Source organism: Microbacterium sp. 18062 (genome assembly GCF_902706225.1).
GTDB lineage: Bacteria > Actinomycetota > Actinomycetes > Actinomycetales > Microbacteriaceae > Microbacterium.
In genome coordinates this window covers 50391-75068 of the sequence record NZ_CACSKB010000004.1, presented here as the reverse complement: position 1 = coordinate 75068, position 24678 = coordinate 50391, and the positions used below count along the sequence as shown (strand labels likewise).

The following is a 24678-nucleotide window of genomic DNA, read 5'->3' as shown; positions in this document are numbered from 1 at the left end:
GACACAATCCCATCCATGACGATCACGGAAGATCAGCTCGGCGACGACGCCGAAGCCGATGCGCTGACCATCGGCCGCCGCATCCGTCAGTTCCGCACCGAGCGCCGGATGACCCTCGACGAGCTCGCCGCCGCCGTCGAGCGCGCGCCGAGCCAGCTTTCGATGATCGAGAACGGCAAGCGGGAGCCGAAGCTCACACTGCTGCGCGCGATAGCGAAGGCCCTCGGCACGACGATCGACGCCCTGCTCGAGGCGGAGCCGCTCGACGAGCGCGCCGCGCTCGAGATCTCGATCGAGCGGGCGATGCGCGGCCAGACGTTCCAGGCGCTCGGCATCGCGCCGTTCCGGATCGGCAAGACCGTGCCCGACGACGCCCTCCGCGCGATGCTCGCGCTGCAGGGCGAGATCGAGCGGCTGCGCGACGAGCGGTCCGCGACGCCGGAGGAGGCGCGGCGGGCCAACGTCGACCTCCGCCACCTCATGCGCGACCAGAACAACTACTTCGCCGACCTCGAGGAGCAGGCGCGCAGACTCCTGGACGCCGTCGGCCACCCGGGCGGACCGCTCACGCAGCGCACTGCCAGCGATATCGCCGCCCACCTGGGATTCACGCTGCACTACGTGCCCGATCTGCCGCAGACCACCCGGAGCGTCGCCGACCTCAAGCACGGCAGGCTGTACCTCTCGAGCAAGCTGACGCAGAAGGGGGACCCGCGCACGGCCGTGCTGCAGGCGCTGTCGAGCCGCATCCTGGGGCATCGCGAGCCCACGAGCTACGCCGAGTTCCTGCGCCAGCGCGTGGAGACGAACTATCTCACCGGGGCTCTGCTGATCCCCGAGTCCCACGTCGTACCGTTCCTGCAGGCGGCGAAGTCCGACCGCGCGATCTCGATCGAGGATCTCCGCGACCGGTACTCGGTGTCGTACGAGACGGCCGCGCACCGCTTCACGAATCTGGCGTCGGTGCATCTGGGCATCCCGGTGCACTTCCTGAAGGTGCACGAGTCGGGCACGATCACGAAGGCGTACGAGAACGACGACGTGAACTTCCCGGCCGACCGGCTCGGCGCGATCGAGGGGCAGATGTGCTGCCGGCGGTGGACGAGCCGCGTGGTGTTCGACGTCGACGACCGCTTCAACCCGTACTACCAGTACACCGACACCGGCAACGGCACGTACTGGTGCACCGCGCGGGTGGAGAACTCCAGCGAGGGGCAGCACTCGGTGAGCGTGGGCGTGCGGTTCGACGACACCAAGTGGTTCCTCGGCCGCGACACCCCGAACCGGGGGATGTCGAAGCACTCGGTCGAGGTGTGCTGCCGGCGGGCCCCGGCGGAGCTGGAGGCCGCGTGGCGAGAGAACTCCTGGCCGAACGTCCGGACCCCGCGTACGCTGCTGGCGACGCTGCCGACGGGGGCGTTCCCCGGCGTCGACACGACCGAGGTCTACGAGTTCCTGGCCGGTCACGCCCCGGCGTGAGCGCCGTTCGCCGCCGTTCGTCTCGGAGCGTTGCTCCCTCGCTCCGGGACCGCGAGCGGGGACTTTCGCTTCAGCGGCCGGGGTCGCTGACGACCAACGAAGGAAGCGAAATCTCCCCACTCCGGGGAGACTTTCGGGTCAGTGCCCGGAGATCAGATCGGCGAGGTGCGCGAGGGGGGACGTGCGCGGCGAGGCGGATGCGGATTCCGCGCGGTCCGCGCGCCGGTATGCGCCGTAGACGCCCCGCACGGCGAGCCATCGCAGCGGCTCGGGCTCCCAGCGGCGGGCGCGGTGGCCGACCCAGGGGAGCCGGGTGCGCTCGGCGTCGTGGCCGAGCACGAGGTCGGCGAGCGTGTGGCCGGCGAGGTTCGTCGCGGTGACGCCGGTGCCCACGTAGCCGCCCGCCCACCCGAGGCCGGTCGCGCGGTCGAGCCCCACCGTCGCCGCCCAGTCCCGCGGCACGCCGAGCACGCCCGACCACGCGTGGGCGATCGGCACCCCGGCTGCCGCGGGGAAGAACCGTCGCAGCAGGTCCGTGAGGGACTCGACCGTGCGCTCCGGCGTCGTGCCCTCGCCATCCACCCGGGAACCGTAGCGGTACGGAACGCCTCGTCCGCCGAACGCGATGCGGCCGTCGGCGGTGCGCTGCGCGTACATGTAGACGTGGGCGAAGTCGCCGAGCGTGGGGGCGTCGCGCCATCCGATCTCGTCCCAGGCGGCGGCCGGCAGCGGTTCGGTCACGATCATCGACGAGTTCATCGGCAGCCACGTGCGGTGCTCGCCGCGCAGCGTCGGTGTGAAGCCCTCGGTCGCCCGGATGACGTGGGTCGCGCGCACGGTGCCGCGCGCGGTGCGGGCGACCCCGGGGAGGATCTCGTCGACACGCGTGCCCTCGTGGATCGTCACCCCGAGCCGCTCGACGGCCGCGGCGAGCCCGCGCACGAGCTTGGCCGGATGGATGCGGGCGCAGTGCGGATGCCACATCGCCCCGGCCGTGCCGGCGACTCGCACGCGCTCCGCGGTCTCGGCGGCGTCGAGCACGGTCACGTCGGCGCCCGGCCAGCGGGACTCGGATGCGGCGAAGTCCCGCATCCGGGCGAGCTGTGCCGCCGAGCGCGCGACGGTCAACTCGCCGTCCTTTCGCGCGTCCGCGTCGATCCCCTCCCGTGCGCAGACTCCGAGGACCTCGTCGACCGCGTCGTTCAGCGCGCGCTGCTGCGCGATCGCGGCGTGCCGGCCGTGCGTGCGCGCGTACCGCTCGCGCCCGCCGGTGACGGAGTTGGTCAGCCACCCGCCGTTGCGCCCGGAGGCGCCGAAGCCCGCGAAGCGCTCCTCGAGCACCACGATCCGCAGGCTCGGCTGCATCCGTGCGAGGTAGTAGGCGCTCCAGAGCCCCGTGTACCCGCCCCCGACGATGCAGACGTCCGCGTCGAGGTCGCCGTCGAGCCCCGCCCGTGCCGCCGGCGCCCCGCCGAGATCCCGCCACCACCACGACATCTCTCCATCATCGCGGACACCCTGGAGCGGGGGCGACCTCACGGGGCCAGAGGAGAGACTGCAGGGAGAGCCAGAGCTCGGCGCGGGTCGAGAACGCGGTCAGGTCGCGACCGAGCACCCGCTCGACGAGCGCGAGCCGAGCGCGCACCGTGTGCCGGTGCACGCCGAGGGCGCGGGCGGCCGACTCGTGCGACGCGTCGTTGTCGAGCCAGGTGCGCAGCGTCTCGACCAGTCGCGTGCCCTCGGCGGCGTCGTGCCCGAGGAGCGGTGCGAGCTCGGCGGCCGCGATCGCCCGCGCCTGCTCGGCGTCCAGCAGGGTGAGGATGCCCCCGCGCACCGAGTCGAACCCGTTCAACCCGTCGCCGCCGCGGTCGCGGGCGACGCGAGCCTGCGCCAGCGCCGCGGAGACGCCGTCGAGCCCCGCGGCGTTCGACGTGCCGACGGCGATGCCGAAGCGCCCGGCGAGCTCTTCGAGCACTCCGATGCGGTCGGCCGGAACGAGCAGCAGCAGCCCGTCGTCGAGGCGTCCGAAGAAGAGCGCACCGGAGCTCTCGCCGGCGGTCGACTCGAGCCATTCGAGCGCGTCGTCGCGCCGCGTCGCCGCGGCGGAGGTGAGCCCGATGACGACGGGCGCGCTCGGGAACCCGCCCCACACCGCCCGGGAGATGCGCCGCGCGAGCGCCGGCTCGTCGGCGGAGAGGGATGCGGCGAGCCCCGCGCGCAGCGCCGTGCGGGCGTGGGTCAGGCTCTGCTGCTGCTCGAGGGCGAGCCCCGCCATCGCGACGACGGTGACGACGATCCCCCGTGCCTCCTGGTCGAGGTCGTCCGCGGCGACGGCGATCGCCCCGCGCAGATGGCCGCCCCGGCCGAGCGTCTGCAGACTGAAGGGCACGTCGCCGATCCGCAGCGCCGAGCCCGCGCGCGCGCCGCGCCGCAGCACCGTGCCCACCTCCTCGCGCAGCTCGGCGGCGACGGCGGGGTCGATCCGACCGGTCGGATGCTCCTGCGCGAGGCTTCCGGCCGCGTCGAAGAGCCCCACCCAGGTGCCGAGCTGGCGGGAGAGCTCCTCGAGGGTGGCGCGCAGCCCGTCGGTGCGCAGCGCCGCGAGCGAGAGCGCGCGCTGCGCCGAGAGCGCCCAGCTGCGCCGAGCGTACTGCTCCGCCGCGATCGCCTCGGCGTTGGCGCGGGCCACGGCGATGAAGGGCGTGCGGTACGGCACCTCGAACAGGGGCAGTCCGTGCGCGCGGCACGCGGCGGCGAGGCCGGCCGGCACGCCGTCGCGCACGACCTCCGTGCCGAACCCGAGTGCCGCGATGCCGCGGGTGCGCAGACGCTGCACATAGTCGTCGTAGGGGCGGTCGTCGCTGACGCCGAGGAACTGCGTGCCGGTGGTGAGCAGGGCGAGGTCCTCGGCGAGGAACGGGGTCGGATCGGGCAGGTCCGAGCTGTGCACCCCGCGGATGCGGCGCGCGAGGGTCTGCGGATCGCCCGCGCCGTCGAGGCGCAGGTGCAGGTCGCGGCGCGCGAGCAGGGCGCCGAGGGTGGGGGAGTCGGCGGGGGGCGCGGTCATGTGGATCTCCTCGGTGTGCCCGGCGGCACACCCTCGATATACATCGTGGCGCATCCCTGGGTCTCCATGTACGTCCAGGCGAGTGCGGCGCTCGGAGCGGCGGTCGTACGCTCGCGGCCATGAGTCTCACCGACGTCACCACCGTGCCCGTGGGCGGCCCCTCGCTCGCGCAGGAGCGCCGCCTCGTCACCGCGATCCCCGGCCCCCGCTCGCAGGAGCTGCTGGAGCGCAAGGCCGATGCGGTGCCATCGGGCGTCGGGCACACCGTCCCGGTCCACGCGGTCGCGGCGGGCGGCGGCGTCGTGGTCGACGCCGACGGCAACTCGCTGATCGACCTCGGCTCGGGCATCGCGGTCACGACCGTCGGCAACGCGCACCCGAAGGTCGTCGAGGCCGTGCGGGCGCAGGTGGCGCAGTTCACCCACACCTGCTTCATGATCTCTCCCTACGAGTCGTACGTGGCGGTCGCCGAGTCCCTCAACCGGCTGACCCCCGGCGACCACGCGAAGAAGACGGCTCTGTTCAACTCCGGCGCCGAGGCGGTCGAGAACGCGGTGAAGATCGCCCGCAAGCACACCCGCAGGAGCGCGGTCGTCGCGTTCGACCACGCCTACCACGGACGCACGAACCTGACGATGGCGCTCACCGCCAAGGCCATGCCGTACAAGAGCGGCTTCGGGCCGTTCGCCGCCGACGTGTACCGCGCGCCCCTCTCGTACCCCTATCGCGACGGTCTGACCGGGCCCGAGGCCGCCCGCCGGACGATCTCGGTGATCGAGAAGCAGGTGGGCGCCGACAACCTCGCCGCCGTCGTCATCGAGCCGATCCAGGGCGAGGGCGGCTTCATCGTCCCCGCCGAGGGCTTCCTCGAGGAGCTCGTGCGGTGGTGTCGCGAGAACGGCGTCGTCTTCATCGCCGACGAGGTGCAGACCGGGTTCGCCCGCACGGGCGAGATGTTCGCGAGCGACGTCTTCGGCATCGTGCCGGATCTCCTCACCACCGCCAAGGGCATCGCCGCGGGCCTGCCGCTCGCGGCCGTCACGGGGCGCGCCGAGATCATGGACGCCTCCCACGCCGGGGGCCTCGGCGGCACCTACGGCGGCAACCCGATCGCCTGCGCGGCCGCGCTCGCCGCGATCGATGTGTTCGAGAACGACGGGCTCATCGAGCGCGCCCGCGAGGTCGGCGCCGTCCTCACCCGCCGGCTGCGGGCGCTCCAGGTCGCCGACCCGCGGATCGGCGACGTGCGCGGCAGGGGCGCGATGATCGCCGCGGAGTTCGTGGTGCCCGGAACCGGCGAGCCGGACGCGGCGCTGGCCGCATCCGTCGCCAGGGCGTCCATCGCCGAGGGCGTGATCGTGCTCACCTGCGGCACCTACGGCAACGTCATCCGCTTCCTGCCGCCGCTGTCGATCGGCGACGACCTGCTGAACGAGGGGTTGGACGTGGTGGCCGCTGCCCTGAACGCGGCACAGTGAGCGGCGTCGGACCGACGACGCGGCGCCGGATGCACGATGTCGGCTCCGGCCGACGCGGTGCGCTCGGCGAAGGATCGCGCATTCGCGGGTGCGGATGCGGCAACACGAAGGAGTGACATGAGTTCGACCGAAGCGACACGAGAATCCTCGGAGGAGATCTCGGGTCTGTCCCGCGTCGGCGACCCTGGGGCGCTGAGGCGGGACGTCGTCGTCATCGGGGCCGGCGCCGCCGGTCTCACCGCAGCGAACGAGCTGAAGAGGGCCGGACTCTCGGTCGCGGTGCTCGAGGCACGGGACCGCGTGGGCGGGCGCCTGTGGACCGACGTCGTCGACGGCGCCGTGCTCGAGATCGGCGGCCAGTGGGTCTCGCCCGACCAGGACGCGCTGATCGACACGCTCGCCGACCTCGGACTCGAGACGTACAGCCGCTACCGCGAGGGCGACAGCGTCTACATCGACGCCGAGGGCACGCTCACCCGGTTCACCGGCGAGATCTTCCCCGTCGCGCCGGAGACCGAGCAGGTCATGACCTCGCTCATCGAGCGGCTCGATGCGCTGGTCGCCCGGGTCGACCCCGACCGGCCGTGGGAGACCCCCGACGCGCGGGCCCTCGACGAGATCTCGTTCCAGGCCTGGCTTGAGCAGCAGACCGACGACCGCGAGGCGATCGACAACATCGCCCTGTTCATCGCGGGTGCGATGCTGACCAAGCCCCCGCACGCCTTCTCCGCCCTGCAGGCGCTGCTGATGGCCGCGAGCGCGGGCAGCTTCTCGAACCTGGTCGACGCCGACTTCATCCTCGACAAGCGCGTGGTGGGCGGCCTCCAGCAGGTGCCGATCCTGCTGGCGGAGCGCCTGGGCGACGACGTGTTCCTGGATCAGCCGGTGCGCACGCTCGAGTGGACCGCGGACGGCGTCACCGCGGTCGCGGACGGGGTGACGGTGCACGCGCGCCGCGCCGTCCTGGCCCTCGCCCCCGTGCTCTACGAGCGGATCTCGTTCGTGCCCGCGCTGCCGCGTCTGCAGCAGCAGATGCATCAGCACATCTCGATGGGCTTCGTGATCAAGGTGCACGCCGTCTACGACCGGCCGTTCTGGCGCGAGCAGGGGCTGTCGGGCACGGCGTTCAGCCCGTACGAGCTGTCGCACGAGGCCTACGACAACACCAACCACGGCGACGAGAGGGGCACGCTCGTCGGCTTCGTGTCCGACCGGCACGCCGACGACGTGTTCCGCCTCTCCGCCGAGGAGCGCAAGGAACGCATCCTCGAGTCGCTGTCGCACTACTACGGCCCCGAGGCGAAGGACCCCCTGGTCTACTACGAGAGCGACTGGGGCAGCGAGGAGTGGACGCGCGGCGCATACGCGGCGAGCTTCGACCTCGGGGGCCTGCACCGCTACGGCGCGGACCTGCGCACGCCCGTCGGTCCCGTCCACCTCGCGTGCAGCGATCTGGCGGGCGCCGGGTACCAGCACGTCGACGGCGCGATCCGGATGGGGCGCCTCGTCGCCGAGACCATCGTGACGGAGCTGCGGACATGACCGGCCCCGTCGTCGTCGGCTACACCGCCACCGAGGCGGGCTCGGACGCGCTCGCGCTCGGCGTGCGGCTGGCCCTCGCCGCCGGTGCGGCGCTCGATCTCGTCATGGTGCTGCCGAGCGACGAGCGCTCGGTCATCACCCCGCCCGACGCGGGCTACGACCGTCACCTGAGCGAGACGGCGAGAGGATGGCTCGACCGCGCCGCCGAGACCGTCCCGGGCGATCTCGAGCACCGCCGGCACGTGCGGTACGCCGAGTCGTTCGCCGAGGGGCTCGTGGCGGTGGCCGACGAGTCGGACGCCTCGCACATCGTCGTCGGCGCGGCGAACGGGGGCCTGCGCGGGCGGCACCGGCTCGGGACGGTCGCGAACGAGCTCATGCACTACTCCGACGTCCCGGTCGTGCTCGCCCCGGAGGGCGCGCGGAAGATCGCGGCATCCGCCGGGGTGCGGCGGATCACCGCGGCGATCGGCACCCGCCCCGGCGGCGACGTGCTGCTGGCGGAGGCCGTCGCGCTCGCGGTGGCCACCGCCGCCCCGCTGCGTCTGCTGTCGCTCGCGACGGTCGATCTTCCCGCTGGCGTCGACACGGGCGTGATCCGGCTGATGGGCGACTCCCACGCCGAGGCCGTGCTCGCCCAGGCGCGTGCCGCGCTCCCGGCCGGCGTCGAGGCGGAGGTCGTCACCGCGTCCGGCGCCGACATCGAGGAAGCGGTGCAGCAGATCGACTGGCAGCCCACCGAGCTGGCGATGGTCGGATCCAGCCGGCTCGCGCAGCCCAGACGGCTCTTCCTCGGCTCGACCGCCGCGAAGATGCTGCACGTCCTGCCCGTCCCCATGGTCGTCGTCCCGCGCACGCGCGGCGTGGAAGGAGCTCGATCATGAGCGCACCCGAACGGCAGGCCGCCGCGTCGTCCACCGAGACCGGGGGGCTCTCCAGGAAGGGGCTGAGCGCCGGCACGGTGGGGCTCATCGGCGCGATCGTCATCGGCATCTCCTGCATCGCACCCGCCTACACCCTCACCGCGGCGCTCGGCCCCACCGTCTCCGAGGTCGGGGTGCAGGTTCCTGCGATCATGCTCGTCGGCTTCATCCCGATGCTGCTCGTCGCCTTCGGGTACCGCGAGCTGAACAACCGGATGCCGGACTCGGGCACGTCGTTCACCTGGGCGACGCGCGCGTTCGGCCCGTGGATCGGCTGGATGGCGGGCTGGGGGCTGATCGCGGCCACCATCCTCGTGCTCTCGAACCTCGCCGGCATCGCGGTCGAGTTCCTGTTCCTGCTGATCGCGCAGATCACGAACATCCCGGCGATCGCGGACCTCGCGTTCGAACCGCTCATCAACGTCGCGGTGTGTCTCCTCTTCATGCTGGGTGCGACCCTCGTGTCGTACCGCGACATGCAGACCACCCAGAAGCTGCAGTACTTCCTGGTCGGTTTCCAGGTGCTGGTGCTCGTCTTCTTCGCCGGCGCCGCGATCGTGGCGACCCTGAACGGCAGCGCCTTCGACGCCACGCCGTTCGACATCTCCTGGTTCGACCCGTTCGCGGTGTCGTCGGTCACCGCTCTCGTGGCCGGGCTCTCGCTCTCGATCTTCATCTTCTGGGGCTGGGACGTCACCCTCACGATGAACGAGGAGACCAGGGACCCCGACAAGACGCCGGGGCGGGCGGCGACGCTGACGGTGATCATCATCGTCGCGCTGTATCTGCTCCTCGCCGTCTCGCTGATCATGTACGCGGGCGTCGGCACGGGGGAGTACGGCCTCGGCAACGAGGACATCCAGAGCAACGTGTTCTTCGCGCTGTCCGGCCCCATCCTCGGGCCGCTCGCGTTCCTGGTCTCGCTCGCCGTGCTCACCAGCTCCGCCTCCTCGCTGCAGTCGACCTTCGTCTCCCCGGCGCGTACCCTGCTCGCCATGGGACACTACGGCGCGCTGCCGCCCGCCCTGGCGAAGGTCCACCCGCGGTTCTTCACGCCGGGCGTCGCGACGATCGTCTCGGCGGTCGTGGCGTCCGCCTTCTACGCCGTCATGCGGTTCATCAGCGAGAACGTGCTCTGGGACACGATCACCGCGCTCGGCATGATGATCTGCTTCTACTACGGGCTCACCGCGTTCGCCTGCGTCTGGTACTTCCGCCGGCAGTGGTTCGACTCGGCGCGGAACGTCTTCTTCACGCTGCTGTTCCCTCTCGTGGGCGGCGTCATCCTCGCGGTGCTGTTCGTCCGCACCCTCATCGACAGCATGGACCCCGGCTACGGGAGCGGCTCCAACATCGCCGGCGTCGGACTCGTCTTCGTCCTCGGGGTCACCGTCATCCTCGTCGGCGTCGTCATCATGATCTGGCAGGCCGTGAGGAGTCCCGCCTTCTTCCGGGGTGAGACGCTGTCGTTGGACGCACCCCCGAGTCTGCGCCGAGCCCGGCGCGAGAACACCCCACACAAGGAGGACGCATGAGCGACTACGCGGTCGTCAACCCGGCGACGGGCGAGACCCTCGCCACCTACCCAACCCTCGGCGACGACGAGGTGGAGAAGAAGATCGCGGTGGCGGATGCGGCGTTCCGCACGTGGCGGCAGACCCCGGTCGCCGAGCGTGCCGAGCTGGTCCGCCGCGCCGCCGGGCTGCACCGCGAGCGTCGCGAGGAGCTCGCCGAGATCATCGTCCGGGAGATGGGCAAGACCACCGAGGCGGCCCTAGGCGAGGTCGACTTCGCCGCCGACATCACCGAGTTCTACGCCGACAATGCGGAGACGATCACGGCCGACCAGCCGCTCGACATCCTCGGAGACGGCACCGCGGTCGTGCGCAAGGCCCCGATCGGCGTGCTCCTCGGGATCATGCCCTGGAACTTCCCGTACTACCAGGTGGCGCGCTTCGCCGCTCCCAACCTCGTGCTGGGCAACACCATCCTTCTCAAGCACGCCCCGCAGTGCCCGGAGTCGTCGGCCGCGATCGAGCGGATCTACGCGGACGCCGGCTTCCCCGAGGGCGCGTACGTCAATCTCTACGCGACCAACGACCAGGCGGCGACCGTCATCGCCGACCCGCGGGTGCAGGGCGTCTCGGTGACCGGCTCCGAGCGCGCCGGCGCTGCGGTGGCGGAACTGGCCGGCCGGCACCTGAAGAAGGTGGCGCTGGAGCTCGGCGGCTCCGACCCGTTCATCGTGCTCTCGACGCCCGACCTCGACGCCACGGTCTCCGCGGCGGTCGAGGCGCGGCTCGACAACAACGGCCAGTCCTGCAACGCGCCGAAGCGCTTCATCGTGGCGGACGAGTTGTACGAGCCCTTCCTCGAGAAGTTCACCGCAGCGATGACCGCGGCGAAGGTCGGCGACCCGTTCGCAGACGACACCGTGCTCGGGCCGCTCTCGTCGCTCACCGCGGCGAAGCGCCTCGAGCAGCAGGTCGACCGGGCCGTGGCGCAGGGCGCCCGTCTCGTCGCCGGGGGCACCCGCGACGGCGCGTTCTACGCGCCCACCGTGCTCACGGACGTCACGCCGGAGATGGACGTGTACCGCGAGGAGCTCTTCGGGCCGGCCGGCGTCGTCTATCGCGTCGCGGGCGAGGACGAGGCCGTGCGGCTCGCGAACGACACCGCCTTCGGTCTGGGGTCGTACGTCTTCACGACCGACCCCGCGCAGGCCGAGCGGCTCGCGGACGCCATCGAGGCGGGCATGGTCTACGTCAACTGCGTGCTCGCCGACTCGCCCGAGCTGCCCTTCGGCGGCGTGAAGCGCTCGGGCACCTCGCGTGAGATGGGCCTGCTCGCGGCCGACGAGTTCGTGAACAAGAAGCTGGTCCGTACGGCCGGCTGACTCCTTCCTCGACCGCGAGACTGCAGCGGGGCGCCGAGACCGTGGGGTTACCCCGCTCTCTCGGCGCCCACGTGCAGTCTCGCGGCCCGTGACGGGGGAACCGTGCCGCGGGTGCTCCCGGCGGAGTTTCCAGGAGATGATGGGCGGATGCAGGAGCGTGAACCGAGCGACGCCGACGGCCGCCGACCGCGGGGCGATGCCGTGCCCGCTCCGGATGCGGCCGTTCCTCCGCTTCCGGTGACTGCGCCCGCGGTTCCTCCTCTCCCCGAGGCGCCCGCGGTTCCTCCTCTCCCCGAGGCGCCCGCGGCTCCGGCTCTCTCTGGGGCGACCCCTCCTGTCCCGACCGCTCCCGCGACTCCGGCCGTCCCGCCCGTGCCGCAGACCACGCTCACGCCCGCACACGGGCCGGACTTCGTCTCCCCGGCGTCGCCCGACGCGACCGCCGGAGACGCCGCATCCGACGAACTGCTCCCGCCGCCGCGGCGCTCGCGCCGGGCGCTGTGGATCGCCCTCTCGGTGATCACGGGGGTCCTGCTGCTCGGCGGCGCCGCGGCCGCCACGACGTGGGCGCTCGTCGACGCGCACGAGCGGGCACTGGCGGCGCGGACCGTGAGCGGCGTGCAGCAGGACGTGATCGAGGCGGAGCTCTCCGGTCTCGCCGACGTGTCGCAGCGCATCGAGGAGCAGGGGGCGGCCTACCGGGAGGCGCGATCGGCCTGGGACTCCGAGCAGGCCCAGGCCGCCGAGTGGCGGGCGGGCACGGCGACCCCGAGCGTCTCGGCGGGCAATCCCGGCGGAGGGGCGATGCCGGGCGCCGATCCGTCCGGGCGGGCGTTCCTCGACTCGATCGGAGCGTCGCAGGTGCAACTGGTGCTGGATGCCGGGGTCGACAACTGCGGCTATCAGGCGGCCGACGACGGGCCCTACACGCTCGTGCTCGGCGGATGCTTCGACACGAGGTTCCCGAACTCGGTGTTCCTCGCCTGGGAGCCGGGGACCGAGCAGGGGGTGTGGGCGATCTTCGTGCACGAGGTGATGCACTGGTACCAATACCACACCTACTACGCCGCGTTCATCGCGGCCGAGCGGGTCGGGGTCTCCGGCGACGCGTACGGCACCGAGCTCGAGGCCGACGCGAGCTGTCGCGCGGTGCACCTGTACGGGATCCCTGCGTCTCAGTATGCGAACACGTCCGCGCCCTGCTCGATCGAGGGCTGGTACGACGGCTGGCTGCTCGACCACCTCGCCGCGCTCGGGGTGCCGGTGACCGAGCCGGCGTCCGAGGACTACGAGGTCAGCGAGGTGGTGCGGCCGTGAGGGCCGCACGCGGTCTCGCCGTCGCCGCGCTGTCGGCGGTGCTGCTTCTGGCCGGATGCGCGGGTCCCGACCCCGAGCTGGTGACCGAGAAGGCCCGGGCGGTGTTCGACGGTCTCGTGGAGCAGGCCGCCGAGACCGACCCCGCGGTGCTCCGCACCCTGGAGGCGGGGGAGGCCGCGGAGCAGGCGTGCACCGGCGAGGACGATCGTTCCCAGACGGCGTTCACGGCCACCGGCACCCTGTCGATCACCGCGGACGACGGCGAGACGCGCCGCATCCGCGACTCCCTGGGCGACACGCTCGACCCGGAGGAGTGGACGACGATCCTCTCCGCCGCGGCGGAGCAGGACGCCTGGATCTCGGAGGACGACGTGGTGGTGGCGCTCACGGCCGACGGTCCCGCGCTCGTGATCGCGGTCTTCACCCCCTGCCTCCCGTCGTGACGGACGCCGCCCGCTCGCGACGATCCCGTGCACGACGACCACGATGCCGCCCGGCACCCCGGCCCAGCCTCATCAGCCCGGCGTATCGCCCACGCCCCCGCCGCCGTGCTCGGGCCGCTGGGCTCGCCGCCGTCGGCGCCACCCCGGCATTCGCGAGCGTCCTGACCATGCCGTACACTTGGTCGTGCAGTTGAAGTCTGCATTCTTTCGCCGTGCCCGGCTTCGGGCGATCCCCTCTGATCGGACACGGCAGGAGTGCGGGCACGAGACCTCAGGGTCTTTAGGGCGGTAGCTCAATTGGCAGAGCAGCGGTCTCCAAAACCGCAGGTTGCAGGTTCGATTCCTGTCCGCCCTGCGCGCCAGCGCATGCTGGCACACATCAAGTGATTCAGGTGGGTGCATGGTCCAGGACGAACCGAAGGGCGAGGTCGTCGCCGCAAGCGGCGCCACGCGCGAGAAGAAGCCGAACTTCTTCGTGCGCATCGTCGTGTTCATCCGTCAGGTCTTCGCAGAGCTCCGCAAGGTCGTCACCCCGACCCGCAGGGAACTGCTGAAGTTCACCGGCGTGGTCCTGGGATTCGTCGTCGTGATGATGGCGGTGGTGTATGGCCTCGACGTGCTGTTCGTCTGGCTGACGACCGTCGTATTCGGCGTTCCGGCCGTCTGAGATCGCGCGCGCGGATATCGATCCGCCCCACGAACGAGAGAGTACGTAAGTGTCTGAGAAATACACCGACGACGCCGACTGGGCGACCGCTGCCGAGCAGTCCAGTGAGGACGACGAGGCGCAGGAGGGCGACGTGCTCGCCGCCGAGGAGCGTTCCGTGGCGCCCGCCGAGCACGTCGCGCTCCACATCGAGAACCCCGACTCGGATGACGAGGACGACGCCGGACTCGAAGACATCGACATCGAAGACCCGGAGGCCGACGCCATCGTGAACGACGCACTCGAGATCGACCAGGCCGCCGAGGCCGAAGCCGCCGCCGAGGTGCTCACCGAGTCGCTCGCCGACGAAGAGGCGGAGCGCGAGGCCGGCGAGGCCGACGAGGTCACACCCTACGACGGTCCCGACATCAACGGTGAGCCCGACGCCCCCGTGCTCGACCCCGAGCTCGTCGCCGACGTGGATGCCGCCGCATCCGTCGTCGACGCCGCCGAGGACGCGGACGACGACGAGGACGAGGACGACGACCCGTACGAGGCGTTCCGCACCGAACTGCGCGCGCTCCCCGGCAAGTGGTACGTCATCCACTCCTACGCCGGTTTCGAGCGCAAGGTGAAGGCCAACATCGAGCAGCGCAAGTCCACGCTCGAGGTCGAAGAGGACATCTACCAGGTCGAGGTCCCCATGGAGGACGTCGTCGAGATCAAGAACGGGCAGCGCAAGATGGTCACGCGCGTCCGGATCCCCGGCTACGTGCTCGTGCGCATGGAGCTGAACGAGGACACCTGGTCGGTCGTGCGGCACACCCCCGGTGTGACCGGCTTCGTCGGAAATGCTCACAACCCGACCCCGCTCCGTTTCGAAGAGGCCTTCAACATGCTGAAGTCCCTCGTCGAGGTGAAGGAGACCGCTCCCGCGAAGGGCGGCGCCGCGAAGGGCGCGCCGGCCGCGACCCGCGTCATCCCCGCCGAGGTCGACTACGAGATCGGCGAGACGATCACGATCAAGGAGGGCTCGTTCGCGGGTCTTCCCGGATCGATCAGTGAGATCAAGCCCGAGAGCGGCAAGCTCACGGTGCTCGTGTCGCTGTTCGAGCGCGAGACCCCGGTCGAGCTGTCGTTCGACCAGGTCTCCAAGATGATCTGACGCTCCGGCGTCACCACAGGCCACCGCGCCCCGGATCCGCCGGGCGCGCGGGAGAACCGGATGCAGCCGCATCCGATTCGACGAGAGGAAAAGAATAATGGCACCCAAGAAGAAGGTGACCGGCCTGATCAAGCTTCAGATCAAGGCCGGCGCCGCCAACCCGGCGCCGCCGATCGGGCCCGCGCTCGGTCAGCACGGCGTCAACATCATGGAGTTCTGCAAGGCGTACAACGCCGCGACCGAGTCGCAGCGCGGCAACGTCATCCCCGTGGAGATCACCGTCTACGAGGACCGCAGCTTCACCTTCATCCTGAAGACCCCGCCGGCCGCCGAGCTCATCAAGAAGGCCGCCGGCGTCGCCAAGGGCTCGCCGACCCCGCACACGACCAAGGTTGCCAAGCTCACCAAGGAGCAGGTGCGCGAGATCGCCGAGGCGAAGCAGCCCGACCTGAACGCGAACGACATCGAGGCCGCCTCGAAGATCATCGCCGGCACCGCCCGTTCCATGGGCATCACGGTCGAGGACTGAGGGAGAGACGAACATGGCTACGAAGTCCAAGGCTTACCACGCCGCCGCCGAGAAGATCGAGGCCGGCAAGTTCTACTCGCCCGGTGAGGCCGTCGCTCTGGCGAAGGAGACCGGGTCGAAGAAGTTCGACTCGACCGTCGAGGTCGCGCTGAAGCTGTCGGTCGACCCCCGCAAGGCCGACCAGATGGTGCGCGGCACCGTCATCCTGCCCCACGGCACGGGCAAGACCGCCCGCGTCATCGTCTTCGCGACGGGCCCGGCGGCCGAGGCCGCCATCGCCGCGGGCGCGGACGAGGTCGGCGGCACCGAGCTCATCGAGAAGGTCGCCGGCGGATGGACCGCGTTCGACGCGGCCGTCGCCACGCCCGAGCTCATGGGCCAGGTCGGTCGTCTCGGCAAGGTGCTGGGCCCCCGCGGCCTGATGCCGAACCCGAAGACCGGCACCGTGACCCCGAACGCCGCCAAGGCCGTCGAGGAGATCAAGGGCGGAAAGATCGAGTTCCGCGTCGACAAGCACGCCAACGTGCACTTCGTCGTGGGCAAGGCCTCGTTCTCGGCCGAGCAGCTCGACGAGAACATCCAGGCCGCGATCGACGAGGTCGTCCGCCTCAAGCCCTCGAGCTCCAAGGGCCGCTATATCCAGAAGGGCGCCGTGTCGACCACGTTCGGCCCCGGCATCCCGCTGGACGTCAACTCGCTGTCCTGACGCCGGACAGCGCGAAGGGCCCCGTCTTCGGACGGGGCCCTTCGTCGTTCCGCGGTTGCGGCCCCCACTCCCCGCGAGAAACCACATCGCCGCCGAGACACCACGCATCGCGGCGAGTATGGCGACGGATGTGGTTTCTCGCGAGGCTCGTGGGCGCGGCTAGTCGGACGGGCGGATGTCGAAGCCGGATGCGGCGGAGGCCGCGGCGTCCGAGATGTCGAGCCGGGCGACGCCCGCGCCCGGCGGGCCCGTCGCCATCCAGTCGAGCATCGCGTCGACGGCGGTGAGCGTGCCACGCAACTCCGCCTCCACGGTGCCATCCGCACGATTCCGCACCCATCCGGCGATGCCGAGGCGGAGTGCGGCGGCACGCGCGGCATACCGGTAGCCGACGCCCTGGACGCGGCCGTGGACGATGACGTGGATGTCGCGGGTCATGCCTCCATCGTGCCCCGGATCAGCTTCTCCGTGCCTCTGGGGGCGCTCCGTGGGGTGGGGAAAGTCCAGGCAATGCGCTTGTTCAACAGGACCGGGGCGGGGAGACTTTCGGGTCAGCGGCCGGGGTCGCTGACGACCGACGAAGGAAGCGAAATCTCCCCACTCTGGGGAGACTTTCGCTTCAGGCGGCGGTCACGAGGCCGACGGCGAGCACTGTCATCACGACCGCGATGCCGCTGTCGAGGATCCGCCACGCCCGGGGCGTCGCGAGCCAGCGGCCGAGGAGCCGTGCCCCGTAGGCGAGTGAGACGAACCAGGCCGTGCTCGCGGCGACCGCTCCAACGGCGAACCACCAGCGCACGTCGCCGTGGGACGCGGCGATCGAGCCGAGCAGGAACACGGTGTCCAGGTACACGTGCGGGTTCAGCCAGGTCAGCGCGAGACAGGCCAGGAGAACCGGGATCGGCGCCGAACGCGGGCCGACGGGCGTCGAGGCGGCCGTCGGCGTCGGTGAGAACACCGTGCGGGCCGCCACGGACGCCGCGGCAGCGGCCGGGGTGTCAGCGGCCGATCGAGCGGATGCGGCGACGTCCGCCGTCTCGACCCGGAGAGCCTCGCCGCCCGGCCGGAACGCTCGTCGCGCGGCGAGGAACGCGTAGGCGAGGAGGAACGCCGCCCCCGCCCAGCGCACCACGGTGATCAGCCACGGCACCGAGTGCAGCAGCGCACCGATCCCCGACACCCCGAGCAGGATCAGCAGGGCGTCCGAGACGATGCAGACGGTCGCGACGATCAGGATGTTCTCGCGCCGGATCCCCTGGCGGAGCACGAAGAGGTTCTGCGCGCCGATCGCGACGATGAGCGACAGGCCCAACACGAATCCGGAGAGCAGCGCGGTGGTCATGTCTCGACCGTAGGCCGCCCTCGAGGTGAAGCCCAGCTACTATTTCTCAGGCGACATAAGCTCAGCTCATGAACGGACTTCCCATCGAACTGGCCGAGACGCTCGCGGCCGTCGTCGACACCGGGACGATGGACGCCGCCGCCCGCCGGCTGCACATCACACCCTCGGCGGTCAGCCAGCGCATCCGGACCCTCGAGGACCGCCTCGGACGGGTGCTGCTCGTCCGCTCCAAGCCGGCGCGCACCACCGAGGCCGGAGCCCGCGTCGTGCGTCTGGCCCGTCAGTACACGCTGCTGGAACACGACGCGCTCGTCGAGCTCGGCGCCGAGGGGGGAGGGGGGCATGACGGTCGCACGGTGAGCCTTCCCCTCGCAGTGAACGCGGACTCCATGGCGACCTGGTTCCTCCGGCCGCTCGCCGAGGTCGCGCGCACGCACGGTGCGGCGTTCGACCTGCACCGCGACGACCAGGATTTCACCGCCGACCTGCTCGAATCGGGCGAGGTCGTGGCCGCGGTGACATCCCGGTCCGAGCCCGTCGCCGGATGCCGGGTGACTCCGCTCGGCACCATGCGCTATCAGGCGGTGGCGACGCCGGATCTGGCCGAGCGGATGCGGGTGGACGCGGCATCCGTCCCCGTCGTGGACTTCGACCGCCGCGACGACCTGCAGTCGAGGTGGCTGCGGGGGAGAGGGGTCGATCCGGCGCGGCCGCCGCGTCACTACGTGCCGGGGTCGCACGACTTCGCCCTCGCCGTGGAGGCCGGACTCGGATGGGGGATGCTGCCGGAGGTGCAGTCGGCGGCCGCGTCCGGGAGCGGGCGGCTCGAGCGGCTGGGCGGCGCCGCGATCGACGTGCCCCTGTACTGGCAGCAGTGGAACATCGAGTCGCCACTGCTCGCCGCGACGGTGGACGCGGTCGCCCGTGAGGCGGGACGGGTGCTGCGCGCGCCGCTCAGCCGTCGGTGATCCGCAGCACCGTCTTGCCTCGGGTGTGCCCGTGTTCCAGGGCGGTGTGGGCGGCGGAGGCGTCGTCGAGGTCGTAGACGGTGTCGACGTAGACCTGCACGGCGCTCGAGTCGAGCAGCCTGCCGAGCGTCGCCAGCACGTCGCCGTCGGGGACGACCTTGTAGCTCGTCGCGCGGACGCCGGCCGCCTCCGCGGCCTCGGCGTAGCCGGGAAAGCCTCCGGTGGGGACCATGATGTAGAGGCCGCCGGGCCGCAGCACCTGCAGCGACCGGGTGCCGATGTCGTCCGCCGTGTTCCCGACGAGGTCGATGACCACGTCGGCGTCGCGCACGTGCTCCTCGAAGCGGGTCGTCGCGTAGTCGAGCACGACGGCCGCGCCGAGCTCGTGAAGCCAGTCGGCGTTCCGGTCGGAGGCGGTCACCGTGACGTGGGCGCCGAAGTATGCCGCCAGCTGCACGGCGAAATGCCCGACGCCACCGCTTCCGGCGTGGATCAGCATCCGTTGTCCCTCATGGGCGTGCGCGGTCTCGACGACGAGCCCCCACGCGGTGAGCGCGGCGAGCGGCACGCCCGCCGCCTCCACGTGCGAGAGACTCGAGGGCTTCCGCGCGACGGACTGCGACGGGACGACCACGTACTCTGCGTACGACCCGCCCGTGCGGGGGAAGGGGACCATCCCGTACACCTCCGTGCCCGGGGGCAGCGGATGCGCCTCGTACGGCGAGGAGACGACGACGCCGCTGAAGTCGAATCCGAGCGTCGACGGGAAGGCGGGGATCGCCGCAGCGACGCCCCTGCCCGCGCGGGTCTTCGCGTCGATCGGGTTGACGCCCGCGGCGACGACGCGGACGAGCAACTCGCTGACGACGGGCCGCGGCGCCGGGATCTCGGCGATGTGCAGGGCGTCGGCGTCGCCGACGGCATCGATCACCGCCGCGCGCATCAGCTCCGGCGGTGCGGGTGTGTCGGCGGCCTCGGGGGCCGAGGTGGCGTTCGGTCGCAGCGGCCGGAATCTCATCGGTCGCTCCTTCCCGTGCGTGGCGACGTCGGCAACGCGTGCCGTTGGAACGATCCCCAGTCAAGCCCGAGATTGTCTCGATCGTGTTACGTCGGCGCTAACGGTGGAAACGACGTGCCTGCCGCGGCGGCGTGCCGCCTCGGGTCCGGCTCGATCGGCGCGGCGCGGCGCCCAAGCTTCTCCGCGTCGCTGGCGGGGCACTCCGTGGGTGCGGAAGCTCGGCCGCTGCCCTTCGTCTCGGTGCGTCGCTCCTCGCTCAGGGACCGGGAGCGGAGACTTTCGGGTCAGCTTCTCCCCGCCCCTGCGGGGCGCTCCGTAGGGGCACGAAAGTCCGGTCGCTGAGCGAGCGCAGCGAGACGAAGCGTGAGGATTTTCGGGTCAGCCGCATCCGTCGCGTGTCTCGCTCAAGCATCCGGATCACGCCGAAGCCCTGCACAAGTGAGACACCGACCCCCGGAACCACCCACACCCTCGATCCCGTGTCTCACTTGTGCAGCCGGAAACCCCGACCGACCTGCACAAGCGAGACACGGATCCGGGACGACCGTCGTCGGGAGACTCTCGCTTCAGCTTCTCCGCGCCCCTGCGGGGCACTCCGTGGGGTGGGGAAAGTCCAGGCAATGCGCCTGTTCAGGGAGTGACGCCGGCGGTGAGCGCGTGCAGGAGACGGCTGAGGTTCTCGATGTCGTCGACCGGCCAGTCGGCGAGAGCGCCGAGCAGGGCGTCCTCCTGCGGTTCACGGGCGATGGCGAGACGCTCCACGCCGAACGCGGTCGGCGACAGCAGGCTCGACCGGCCGTCCGAGGGATCGGGGGACCGCTCGACGAGGCCGAGCTGCTCGAGCTCGCGCACCGTCCGGCTGAGCTGCCCCTTGTCCAGGAGGAGCGCGTCGGCGAGCGCCGACTGGGTGACCGATTCGTGGCGCACGATCGTGGTGAACACCTTGTATGCCCCGGGGAGCATGCCCGGACTCACCCGGTTGGCGTTGTCGGTGATGATGCGTCGGAAGTGGTTGATGAGCTCGCCGAACTCCGACTCGAGGGCGCGCACCGCAGCGGTGCGCGCCTCTCGTGTCGACCGGTCCGCCATCACCGTCTCACCCTATCGGCGTGCGTCGGAGGCATCGTCCGCCGCATCCGGCGCCGCCGTGCGTACCGCACCGGTCGCGGTCAACGTCTCCATTGCCTCGGGCACGGACACCGTCGCGAGATCGGCCTCGCTGGCGGCGATGCGCTCGCTGGTGGTCATCGTGGTCAGCGGCTTGTTGGGCAGGAACACGATGGCGATGAGGCTCAGGACGGCGAATGGCACGGCGATCAGGAACGAGTGCGAGATGCCGTTCGCGTAGATGTCCTCGAACACGACCCGGAGCGCCTCGGGCATGGCCGAGACCTGGGGAAGGGTGCCGGTCTGCAGCTGAGCGGCCCATGTCTGCGCCTGGTCGCCGAGTGTGGCCAGGGCCGCGGCGATGTCGTCCTTGCGGTCGGCCACCAGCTCGGTCACACGGCTCGACAGGGCGGCGCCCATGATCGAGACGCCGATGGTGCCGCCGAGGCTGCGGAAGAAGGTGACGCCCGAGCTGGCGACGCCGATCTCGGTCGGCTTCGAGGTGTTCTGCACCACGAGCACGAGGTTCTGCATGGTCATGCCGACGCCCGCGCCGAGCAGGAACATGTAGAGCGAGACGAGCGCGAAGTTCGTGTCGTAGTGGATCGTCGAGAGCAGGAACGAGCCGGCGATGAGGAAGACGCCGCCGACCAGCAGGTACGGCTTCCAGCGACCGAACCGGGTGATGAGCGCTCCCACGCCCATCGATGCGACCAGCAGGCCGCCGATCATCGGGATCGTCATGAGCCCCGCTTCGGTCGGCGTCGCGCCCCGGGCGAGCTGCATGTACTGGCTGAGGTAGACCGACGCGCCGAACATCGCGATGCCGGTGGCGATCGAGGCGATCACGGCGAGGGTGAAGGTGCGGTTGCGGAAGAGCGTCAGCGGGACGAGGGGCTCCTTCGAGCGGAACTCCACGACGATGAACAGAACCGTGGCGACGAGCGCACCGCCGACCATGAGCAGGGTCTCGACGCTCATCCACTCGAACGAGTCGCCGGCCAGGGTGACCCAGATGAGCAGGAGCGAGACCGCGACCGACAGGAGCACGATGCCCAGGTAGTCGATCGACACCTTGCGCTTCGCGCGGACCGACAGGTGGAGGGTGCGCTGCACGATGATGAGCGCGGCGATGGCGAAGGGGAGTGCGACGAAGAAGTTCCAGCGCCATCCGAGTGCGTCGGTGATCACGCCGCCCAGGAGCGGTCCGCCGACGGTGGCGACGGCCATGACCGCACCGAACAGGCCCATGTAGCGACCGCGTTCGCGGGGGCTGATGATGTCGGCCATGATGACCTGGCTGAGCGCGGCGAGGCCGCCGGCGCCGAGGCCCTGCACCGCGCGGAAGGCGATCAGCATCGACGGGTCCTGCGAGAACCCGGCGGCTGCGGTGGCGAGCACGAAGATCGCGATGGCGATCTGGAAGAGGAGCTTGCGGTTGAACAGATCGGCGAGCTTGCCCCAGATCGGGGTGGAGATCGCCGTGGTCAGCAGCGTCGCGGTGACGACCCAGGTGAACGAGCTCTGGTCGCCTTCGAGGTCGTGGATGATCACCGGGAGCGACGTCGAGACGACGGTCGAGGCGAGCATGGAGACGAACATGCCGAGCAGCAGGCCGGACAGGGCCTCGAGCACTCGGCGCCGGCTCATCTGAGCGGATGCTGCCTGTTCGGCGGGCGCGGCGGGCGCGGTCATGGAAGATCCTTCGCGTGGGGTGAGGGAGAGGCGCGGCGACGATGGCGCGAAAGTTGATCTAGATCAACGGTTGAACCAAGTCAACTATATGAGCAATGGTTGAGTCGCGTCAACTATTCCCGTTCCGCGAGGTGTGTTCTCCGGCATGCCGACCGGCCGTGCCCGGCCGTCCAGGGGGACGCCTGCGCGACCCCGTGCGTGTCGGCCTGCCCCACCGGGCCCGCGGGGTTCGGGTGACGGTTCAGTCGGCGAGTGCGAGTGCGCGGTACCCGGAGCGCGCGGAGGTGCGCGCGGAGACGGGGGATGCCGCATCCGCTGCCGGAGGCCCGGGGATCGTGCCCGGATGCCGCCGGCCGCCGGTCGTGCGGAAGTGGAGCTCGTCGATCAGGGCGGTCGCGAGCCGCACGAGCTTCGCGATCTCGGCGTCGTCGCGGTCGATCCAGGCGCAGCGGGGCTCGTCGTCGATAGGCACGAAGCCGTCGTGCTGCTCCCAGGCGACGAGGGTGCGCTCCGCGCCGATCACGTGCTGCTGCCACCAGATCTGCCGCAGGTAGCCGCGCGGGATCGATCGCCACGCCTTGTTGGTGGTCTTGATCTCGGCGAGGGTGACCCGGCCATCGGCGTCGACCGCGATGCCGTCGGGGGTGGCGAGATGGCGCTTCTCGACGACGGCGTGGAACAGGGCGCTCGAGGGTCGGATGCCGTGCGTCGCGGCGACCCATGCGGCGATCTCGGGTTCGCGACGACGGCCGTGGTCGGTGTAGGCGTTGCCCGAGAAGCGCGAGCCGCCGAGCTTCTGGTCGGCGGCCTTCGCGATCGCTCGCTCGCTCGTGAGCGCGGCCACATCCGTCGCCGTGATGCCGCGCGAGCGTGCCCGGATCCACGCGACCCGGTCGCGGGAGTCCGCGACGATGCGGGCGGCGAGCTCGGGGGTCACCCCTCGAGCGTACGCGCCGTCGCGGACGCTCCCCGCCTGGCGTGCGCGTGTCGCGTGGGCTCCGCATCCGGGCAAGAAGGAAGCGGGAGTTTGGAGCGGGGGGACGGGTGTGGCATCATGGAGGAAGCCGAAGACCGCTGGTCATCGTCGTGCACGCGAGTGCATGATGACCGAAGCACTGCGAATGCAGGGGCCCGCGCAGGTGTCACGAAAGATTCTCCTCGAATCGAGCTCCGTGCGCTTGCGCCGGAGCTCTTCTGTTTTTGCCGGGCGGGTCCGAGGCCGGCGCCTCACCACCGTGGGGCGCCTCGTACCCACCAAGGAGTGACCATGGCGCAGAAGGATGCAACGGTCTCCGAGCTCACGAAGTCATTCGAGAGCTCGAACGCCGTCCTGCTGACCGAGTACCGCGGTCTGACGGTCGCCCAGCTCAAGGAGCTGCGCAACAGCATCCGTCAGGACGCCGAGTACGCCGTGGTGAAGAACACGCTGACCAAGATCGCCGCGAACAACGCGGGGATCACTGCGCTGGACGACGACCTCAAGGGGCCGTCCGCCGTCGCTTTCGTGCACGGTGACTTCGTCGCCACTGCAAAAGCTCTGCGTGACTTCGCCAAGGCCAACCCGCTTCTCGTGATCAAGGGCGGCGTGTTCGAGGGCAACTCCCTCACCGCCGACGAGGTCGACAAGTACGCCTCGCTCGAGAGCCGTGAGGTTCTGCTGGCGAAGGCTGCGGGCATGATGAAGGCGACGATGGGCAAGGCTGCCGCGACCATCGACGCGCTTCGCGAAAAGCTGGAGACCGCTGAAGCCGCGTAAGCGACCGGCGTTCTCGTTCTCACAAACCCCATCAAACTAGGAGATACATCATGGCTAAGCTCACCACTGAGGAGCTGCTCGAGCAGTTCGCAGGGCTCACCCTCGTCGAGCTCAGCGAGTTCGTCAAGGCGTTCGAGGAGAAGTTCGACGTCACCGCTGCCGCTCCCGTCGCCGTCGCCGGTGCCGCCGGTGCGGGCGGCGAGGCCGCTGCAGAGGAGGAGAAGGACTCGTTCGACGTCATCCTCGAGGCTGCCGGCGACAAGAAGATCCAGGTCATCAAGACGGTCCGCGAGCTCACCTCGCTGGGCCTCGGCGAGGCCAAGGCCGTCGTCGACGGTGCCCCCAAGGCCGTCCTCGAGGGCGCGAACAAGGAGGCCGCCGAGAAGGCCAAGGCCGCTCTCGAAGAGGCCGGCGCCACCGTCACCCTCAAGTAAGCCCCTTCCCTTCACGAAGACCCCGGATGCCTCGGCATCCGGGGTCTTCGTGCGTCCCCGGGCCGGTGATGTGAAACTGCATCCGACGACGGGCGACATGCAGTGTCGAGGGTGAGGTCGCGACGAGCGTGTCCCGGTCTGTTTACACGACCGTCATCTGCAGGCAA

General features: G+C 70.8%; 23 protein-coding genes and 1 tRNA gene. 16 read left to right on the top strand and 8 right to left on the bottom strand.

The genetic code is table 11. The features are described from left to right. The first annotated feature begins 15 nt into the window (after positions 1-15). Positions 16-1479 (top strand): helix-turn-helix transcriptional regulator, encoded by a 1464-nt coding sequence (locus GVL03_RS02745; RefSeq protein WP_159499267.1) that lies wholly within the window; start codon positions 16-18, stop codon positions 1477-1479. 138 nt (positions 1480-1617) lie between these two features. Here the strand turns inward: GVL03_RS02745 and GVL03_RS02740 are convergent, their stop codons facing one another. Together GVL03_RS02740 and GVL03_RS02735 are read right to left on the bottom strand one after the other, a co-directional pair. Next, positions 1618-2976 carry an FAD-binding oxidoreductase gene (locus tag GVL03_RS02740; protein ID WP_159499265.1) on the bottom strand — a complete coding sequence of 453 codons (1359 nt, stop codon included), beginning with the start codon at positions 2974-2976 and terminating at the stop codon, positions 1618-1620. Between the two features lie 7 nt (positions 2977-2983). After that, a complete protein-coding gene (locus tag GVL03_RS02735) occupies positions 2984-4546 on the bottom strand; it encodes a PucR family transcriptional regulator (RefSeq protein ID WP_159499263.1) in 1563 nt (520 codons plus the stop codon). A gap of 119 nt (positions 4547-4665) precedes the next feature. Here GVL03_RS02735 and gabT point away from each other — a divergent pair, with 119 nt between their 5' ends. The 12 genes from gabT to rplA all read left to right on the top strand — a co-directional run bounded on the left by gabT (position 4666) and on the right by rplA (position 16191). Next, positions 4666-6024: a 4-aminobutyrate--2-oxoglutarate transaminase gene (gene gabT, locus GVL03_RS02730; protein WP_159499261.1), complete on the top strand. Its 1359-nt coding sequence runs from the start codon at positions 4666-4668 to the stop codon at positions 6022-6024. Positions 6025-6141: 117 nt separating this feature from the next. After that, positions 6142-7566, top strand: coding sequence for an NAD(P)/FAD-dependent oxidoreductase (locus tag GVL03_RS02725; RefSeq protein WP_159499259.1), 1425 nt, complete (start codon positions 6142-6144; stop codon positions 7564-7566). Beyond that, complete coding sequence (locus tag GVL03_RS02720) at positions 7563-8450, top strand: universal stress protein (protein WP_159499257.1); 888 nt, start codon at positions 7563-7565, stop codon at positions 8448-8450. The genes GVL03_RS02725 and GVL03_RS02720 overlap by 4 nt, the downstream gene beginning before the upstream one ends. Next, positions 8447-10024, top strand: a complete 1578-nt coding sequence (locus tag GVL03_RS02715) for an APC family permease (protein ID WP_159499255.1) — start codon at positions 8447-8449, stop codon at positions 10022-10024. Before GVL03_RS02720 ends, GVL03_RS02715 begins: the two co-directional genes overlap by 4 nt. Further along, positions 10021-11385, top strand: coding sequence for an NAD-dependent succinate-semialdehyde dehydrogenase (locus GVL03_RS02710; protein WP_159499253.1), 1365 nt, complete (start codon positions 10021-10023; stop codon positions 11383-11385). The genes GVL03_RS02715 and GVL03_RS02710 overlap by 4 nt, the downstream gene beginning before the upstream one ends. 372 nt (positions 11386-11757) lie before the next feature. Continuing rightward, the gene (locus GVL03_RS02705; RefSeq protein ID WP_159499251.1) at positions 11758-12702 is read left to right on the top strand and encodes a hypothetical protein; all 945 of its coding nucleotides are present in this window, start codon (positions 11758-11760) and stop codon (positions 12700-12702) included. Beyond that, positions 12699-13145, top strand: coding sequence for a hypothetical protein (locus GVL03_RS02700; protein WP_159499249.1), 447 nt, complete (start codon positions 12699-12701; stop codon positions 13143-13145). The genes GVL03_RS02705 and GVL03_RS02700 overlap by 4 nt, the downstream gene beginning before the upstream one ends. Positions 13146-13427: 282 nt before the next feature. Further along, positions 13428-13500, top strand: a tRNA-Trp gene (locus GVL03_RS02695). A 45-nt stretch (positions 13501-13545) separates the two neighbouring features. Continuing rightward, complete coding sequence (gene secE, locus GVL03_RS02690) at positions 13546-13812, top strand: preprotein translocase subunit SecE (protein ID WP_159499247.1); 267 nt, start codon at positions 13546-13548, stop codon at positions 13810-13812. A gap of 49 nt (positions 13813-13861) precedes the next feature. Continuing rightward, positions 13862-14956: a transcription termination/antitermination protein NusG gene (nusG, locus tag GVL03_RS02685; RefSeq protein WP_159499245.1), complete on the top strand. Its 1095-nt coding sequence runs from the start codon at positions 13862-13864 to the stop codon at positions 14954-14956. A 97-nt stretch (positions 14957-15053) separates the two neighbouring features. Beyond that, a complete protein-coding gene (gene rplK / locus GVL03_RS02680; RefSeq protein WP_159499243.1) occupies positions 15054-15485 on the top strand; it encodes a 50S ribosomal protein L11 in 432 nt (143 codons plus the stop codon). Positions 15486-15498: 13 nt separating this feature from the next. Continuing rightward, positions 15499-16191, top strand: a complete 693-nt coding sequence (gene rplA / locus GVL03_RS02675; protein WP_159499241.1) for a 50S ribosomal protein L1 — start codon at positions 15499-15501, stop codon at positions 16189-16191. A gap of 159 nt (positions 16192-16350) precedes the next feature. Here rplA and GVL03_RS02670 read toward each other — a convergent pair whose 3' ends face one another. Together GVL03_RS02670 and GVL03_RS02665 are read right to left on the bottom strand one after the other, a co-directional pair. Beyond that, positions 16351-16629, bottom strand: a complete 279-nt coding sequence (locus tag GVL03_RS02670) for an acylphosphatase (RefSeq protein WP_159499239.1) — start codon at positions 16627-16629, stop codon at positions 16351-16353. A 181-nt stretch (positions 16630-16810) separates the two neighbouring features. Next, complete coding sequence (locus GVL03_RS02665) at positions 16811-17533, bottom strand: LysE/ArgO family amino acid transporter (protein ID WP_159499237.1); 723 nt, start codon at positions 17531-17533, stop codon at positions 16811-16813. A gap of 68 nt (positions 17534-17601) precedes the next feature. On the opposite strand from GVL03_RS02665, the gene GVL03_RS02660 reads away from it, so the two are divergent. Beyond that, the gene (locus tag GVL03_RS02660) at positions 17602-18501 is read left to right on the top strand and encodes a LysR family transcriptional regulator ArgP (RefSeq protein WP_159499235.1); all 900 of its coding nucleotides are present in this window, start codon (positions 17602-17604) and stop codon (positions 18499-18501) included. On the opposite strand, the gene GVL03_RS02655 is transcribed toward GVL03_RS02660, so the two are convergent. From GVL03_RS02655 to GVL03_RS02640, 4 genes are all read right to left on the bottom strand, one after another. Then, complete coding sequence (locus GVL03_RS02655) at positions 18488-19519, bottom strand: NADP-dependent oxidoreductase (RefSeq protein WP_159499233.1); 1032 nt, start codon at positions 19517-19519, stop codon at positions 18488-18490. The genes GVL03_RS02660 and GVL03_RS02655 overlap by 14 nt on opposite strands. A gap of 630 nt (positions 19520-20149) precedes the next feature. Next, on the bottom strand, positions 20150-20608 hold the full coding sequence (locus tag GVL03_RS02650) for a MarR family winged helix-turn-helix transcriptional regulator (RefSeq protein ID WP_159499349.1): 459 nt from the start codon (positions 20606-20608) through the stop codon (positions 20150-20152). A 12-nt stretch (positions 20609-20620) separates the two neighbouring features. After that, positions 20621-22321, bottom strand: coding sequence for an MDR family MFS transporter (locus GVL03_RS02645; RefSeq protein ID WP_235037990.1), 1701 nt, complete (start codon positions 22319-22321; stop codon positions 20621-20623). A 241-nt stretch (positions 22322-22562) separates the two neighbouring features. Beyond that, a complete protein-coding gene (locus tag GVL03_RS02640) occupies positions 22563-23258 on the bottom strand; it encodes a YqaJ viral recombinase family protein (protein WP_159499231.1) in 696 nt (231 codons plus the stop codon). A 330-nt stretch (positions 23259-23588) separates the two neighbouring features. Here GVL03_RS02640 and rplJ point away from each other — a divergent pair, with 330 nt between their 5' ends. Beyond that, positions 23589-24077 carry a 50S ribosomal protein L10 gene (gene rplJ / locus GVL03_RS02635; protein WP_159499229.1) on the top strand — a complete coding sequence of 163 codons (489 nt, stop codon included), beginning with the start codon at positions 23589-23591 and terminating at the stop codon, positions 24075-24077. A 50-nt stretch (positions 24078-24127) separates the two neighbouring features. Beyond that, positions 24128-24511 carry a 50S ribosomal protein L7/L12 gene (gene rplL, locus GVL03_RS02630; protein ID WP_159499227.1) on the top strand — a complete coding sequence of 128 codons (384 nt, stop codon included), beginning with the start codon at positions 24128-24130 and terminating at the stop codon, positions 24509-24511. The last annotated feature ends 167 nt before the right edge of the window (positions 24512-24678 follow it).

Coding starts and splice junctions, on each gene's coding strand:
- GVL03_RS02735 (WP_159499263.1), bottom strand. CDS start 4,546: ATGACCGCGCCCCCCGCCGACTCCCCCACCCTCGGCGCCCTGCTCGCG.
- GVL03_RS02710 (WP_159499253.1), top strand. CDS start 10,021: ATGAGCGACTACGCGGTCGTCAACCCGGCGACGGGCGAGACCCTCGCC.
- GVL03_RS02715 (WP_159499255.1), top strand. CDS start 8,447: ATGAGCGCACCCGAACGGCAGGCCGCCGCGTCGTCCACCGAGACCGGG.
- secE (WP_159499247.1), top strand. CDS start 13,546: ATGGTCCAGGACGAACCGAAGGGCGAGGTCGTCGCCGCAAGCGGCGCC.
- GVL03_RS02725 (WP_159499259.1), top strand. CDS start 6,142: ATGAGTTCGACCGAAGCGACACGAGAATCCTCGGAGGAGATCTCGGGT.
- GVL03_RS02645 (WP_235037990.1), bottom strand. CDS start 22,321: ATGACCGCGCCCGCCGCGCCCGCCGAACAGGCAGCATCCGCTCAGATG.
- GVL03_RS02670 (WP_159499239.1), bottom strand. CDS start 16,629: ATGACCCGCGACATCCACGTCATCGTCCACGGCCGCGTCCAGGGCGTC.
- rplK (WP_159499243.1), top strand. CDS start 15,054: ATGGCACCCAAGAAGAAGGTGACCGGCCTGATCAAGCTTCAGATCAAG.
- GVL03_RS02660 (WP_159499235.1), top strand. CDS start 17,602: ATGAACGGACTTCCCATCGAACTGGCCGAGACGCTCGCGGCCGTCGTC.
- rplA (WP_159499241.1), top strand. CDS start 15,499: ATGGCTACGAAGTCCAAGGCTTACCACGCCGCCGCCGAGAAGATCGAG.
- rplJ (WP_159499229.1), top strand. CDS start 23,589: ATGGCGCAGAAGGATGCAACGGTCTCCGAGCTCACGAAGTCATTCGAG.
- GVL03_RS02650 (WP_159499349.1), bottom strand. CDS start 20,608: ATGGCGGACCGGTCGACACGAGAGGCGCGCACCGCTGCGGTGCGCGCC.
- GVL03_RS02740 (WP_159499265.1), bottom strand. CDS start 2,976: ATGTCGTGGTGGTGGCGGGATCTCGGCGGGGCGCCGGCGGCACGGGCG.
- GVL03_RS02655 (WP_159499233.1), bottom strand. CDS start 19,519: ATGAGATTCCGGCCGCTGCGACCGAACGCCACCTCGGCCCCCGAGGCC.
- gabT (WP_159499261.1), top strand. CDS start 4,666: ATGAGTCTCACCGACGTCACCACCGTGCCCGTGGGCGGCCCCTCGCTC.
- GVL03_RS02720 (WP_159499257.1), top strand. CDS start 7,563: ATGACCGGCCCCGTCGTCGTCGGCTACACCGCCACCGAGGCGGGCTCG.
- GVL03_RS02745 (WP_159499267.1), top strand. CDS start 16: ATGACGATCACGGAAGATCAGCTCGGCGACGACGCCGAAGCCGATGCG.
- GVL03_RS02665 (WP_159499237.1), bottom strand. CDS start 17,533: ATGACCACCGCGCTGCTCTCCGGATTCGTGTTGGGCCTGTCGCTCATC.
- rplL (WP_159499227.1), top strand. CDS start 24,128: ATGGCTAAGCTCACCACTGAGGAGCTGCTCGAGCAGTTCGCAGGGCTC.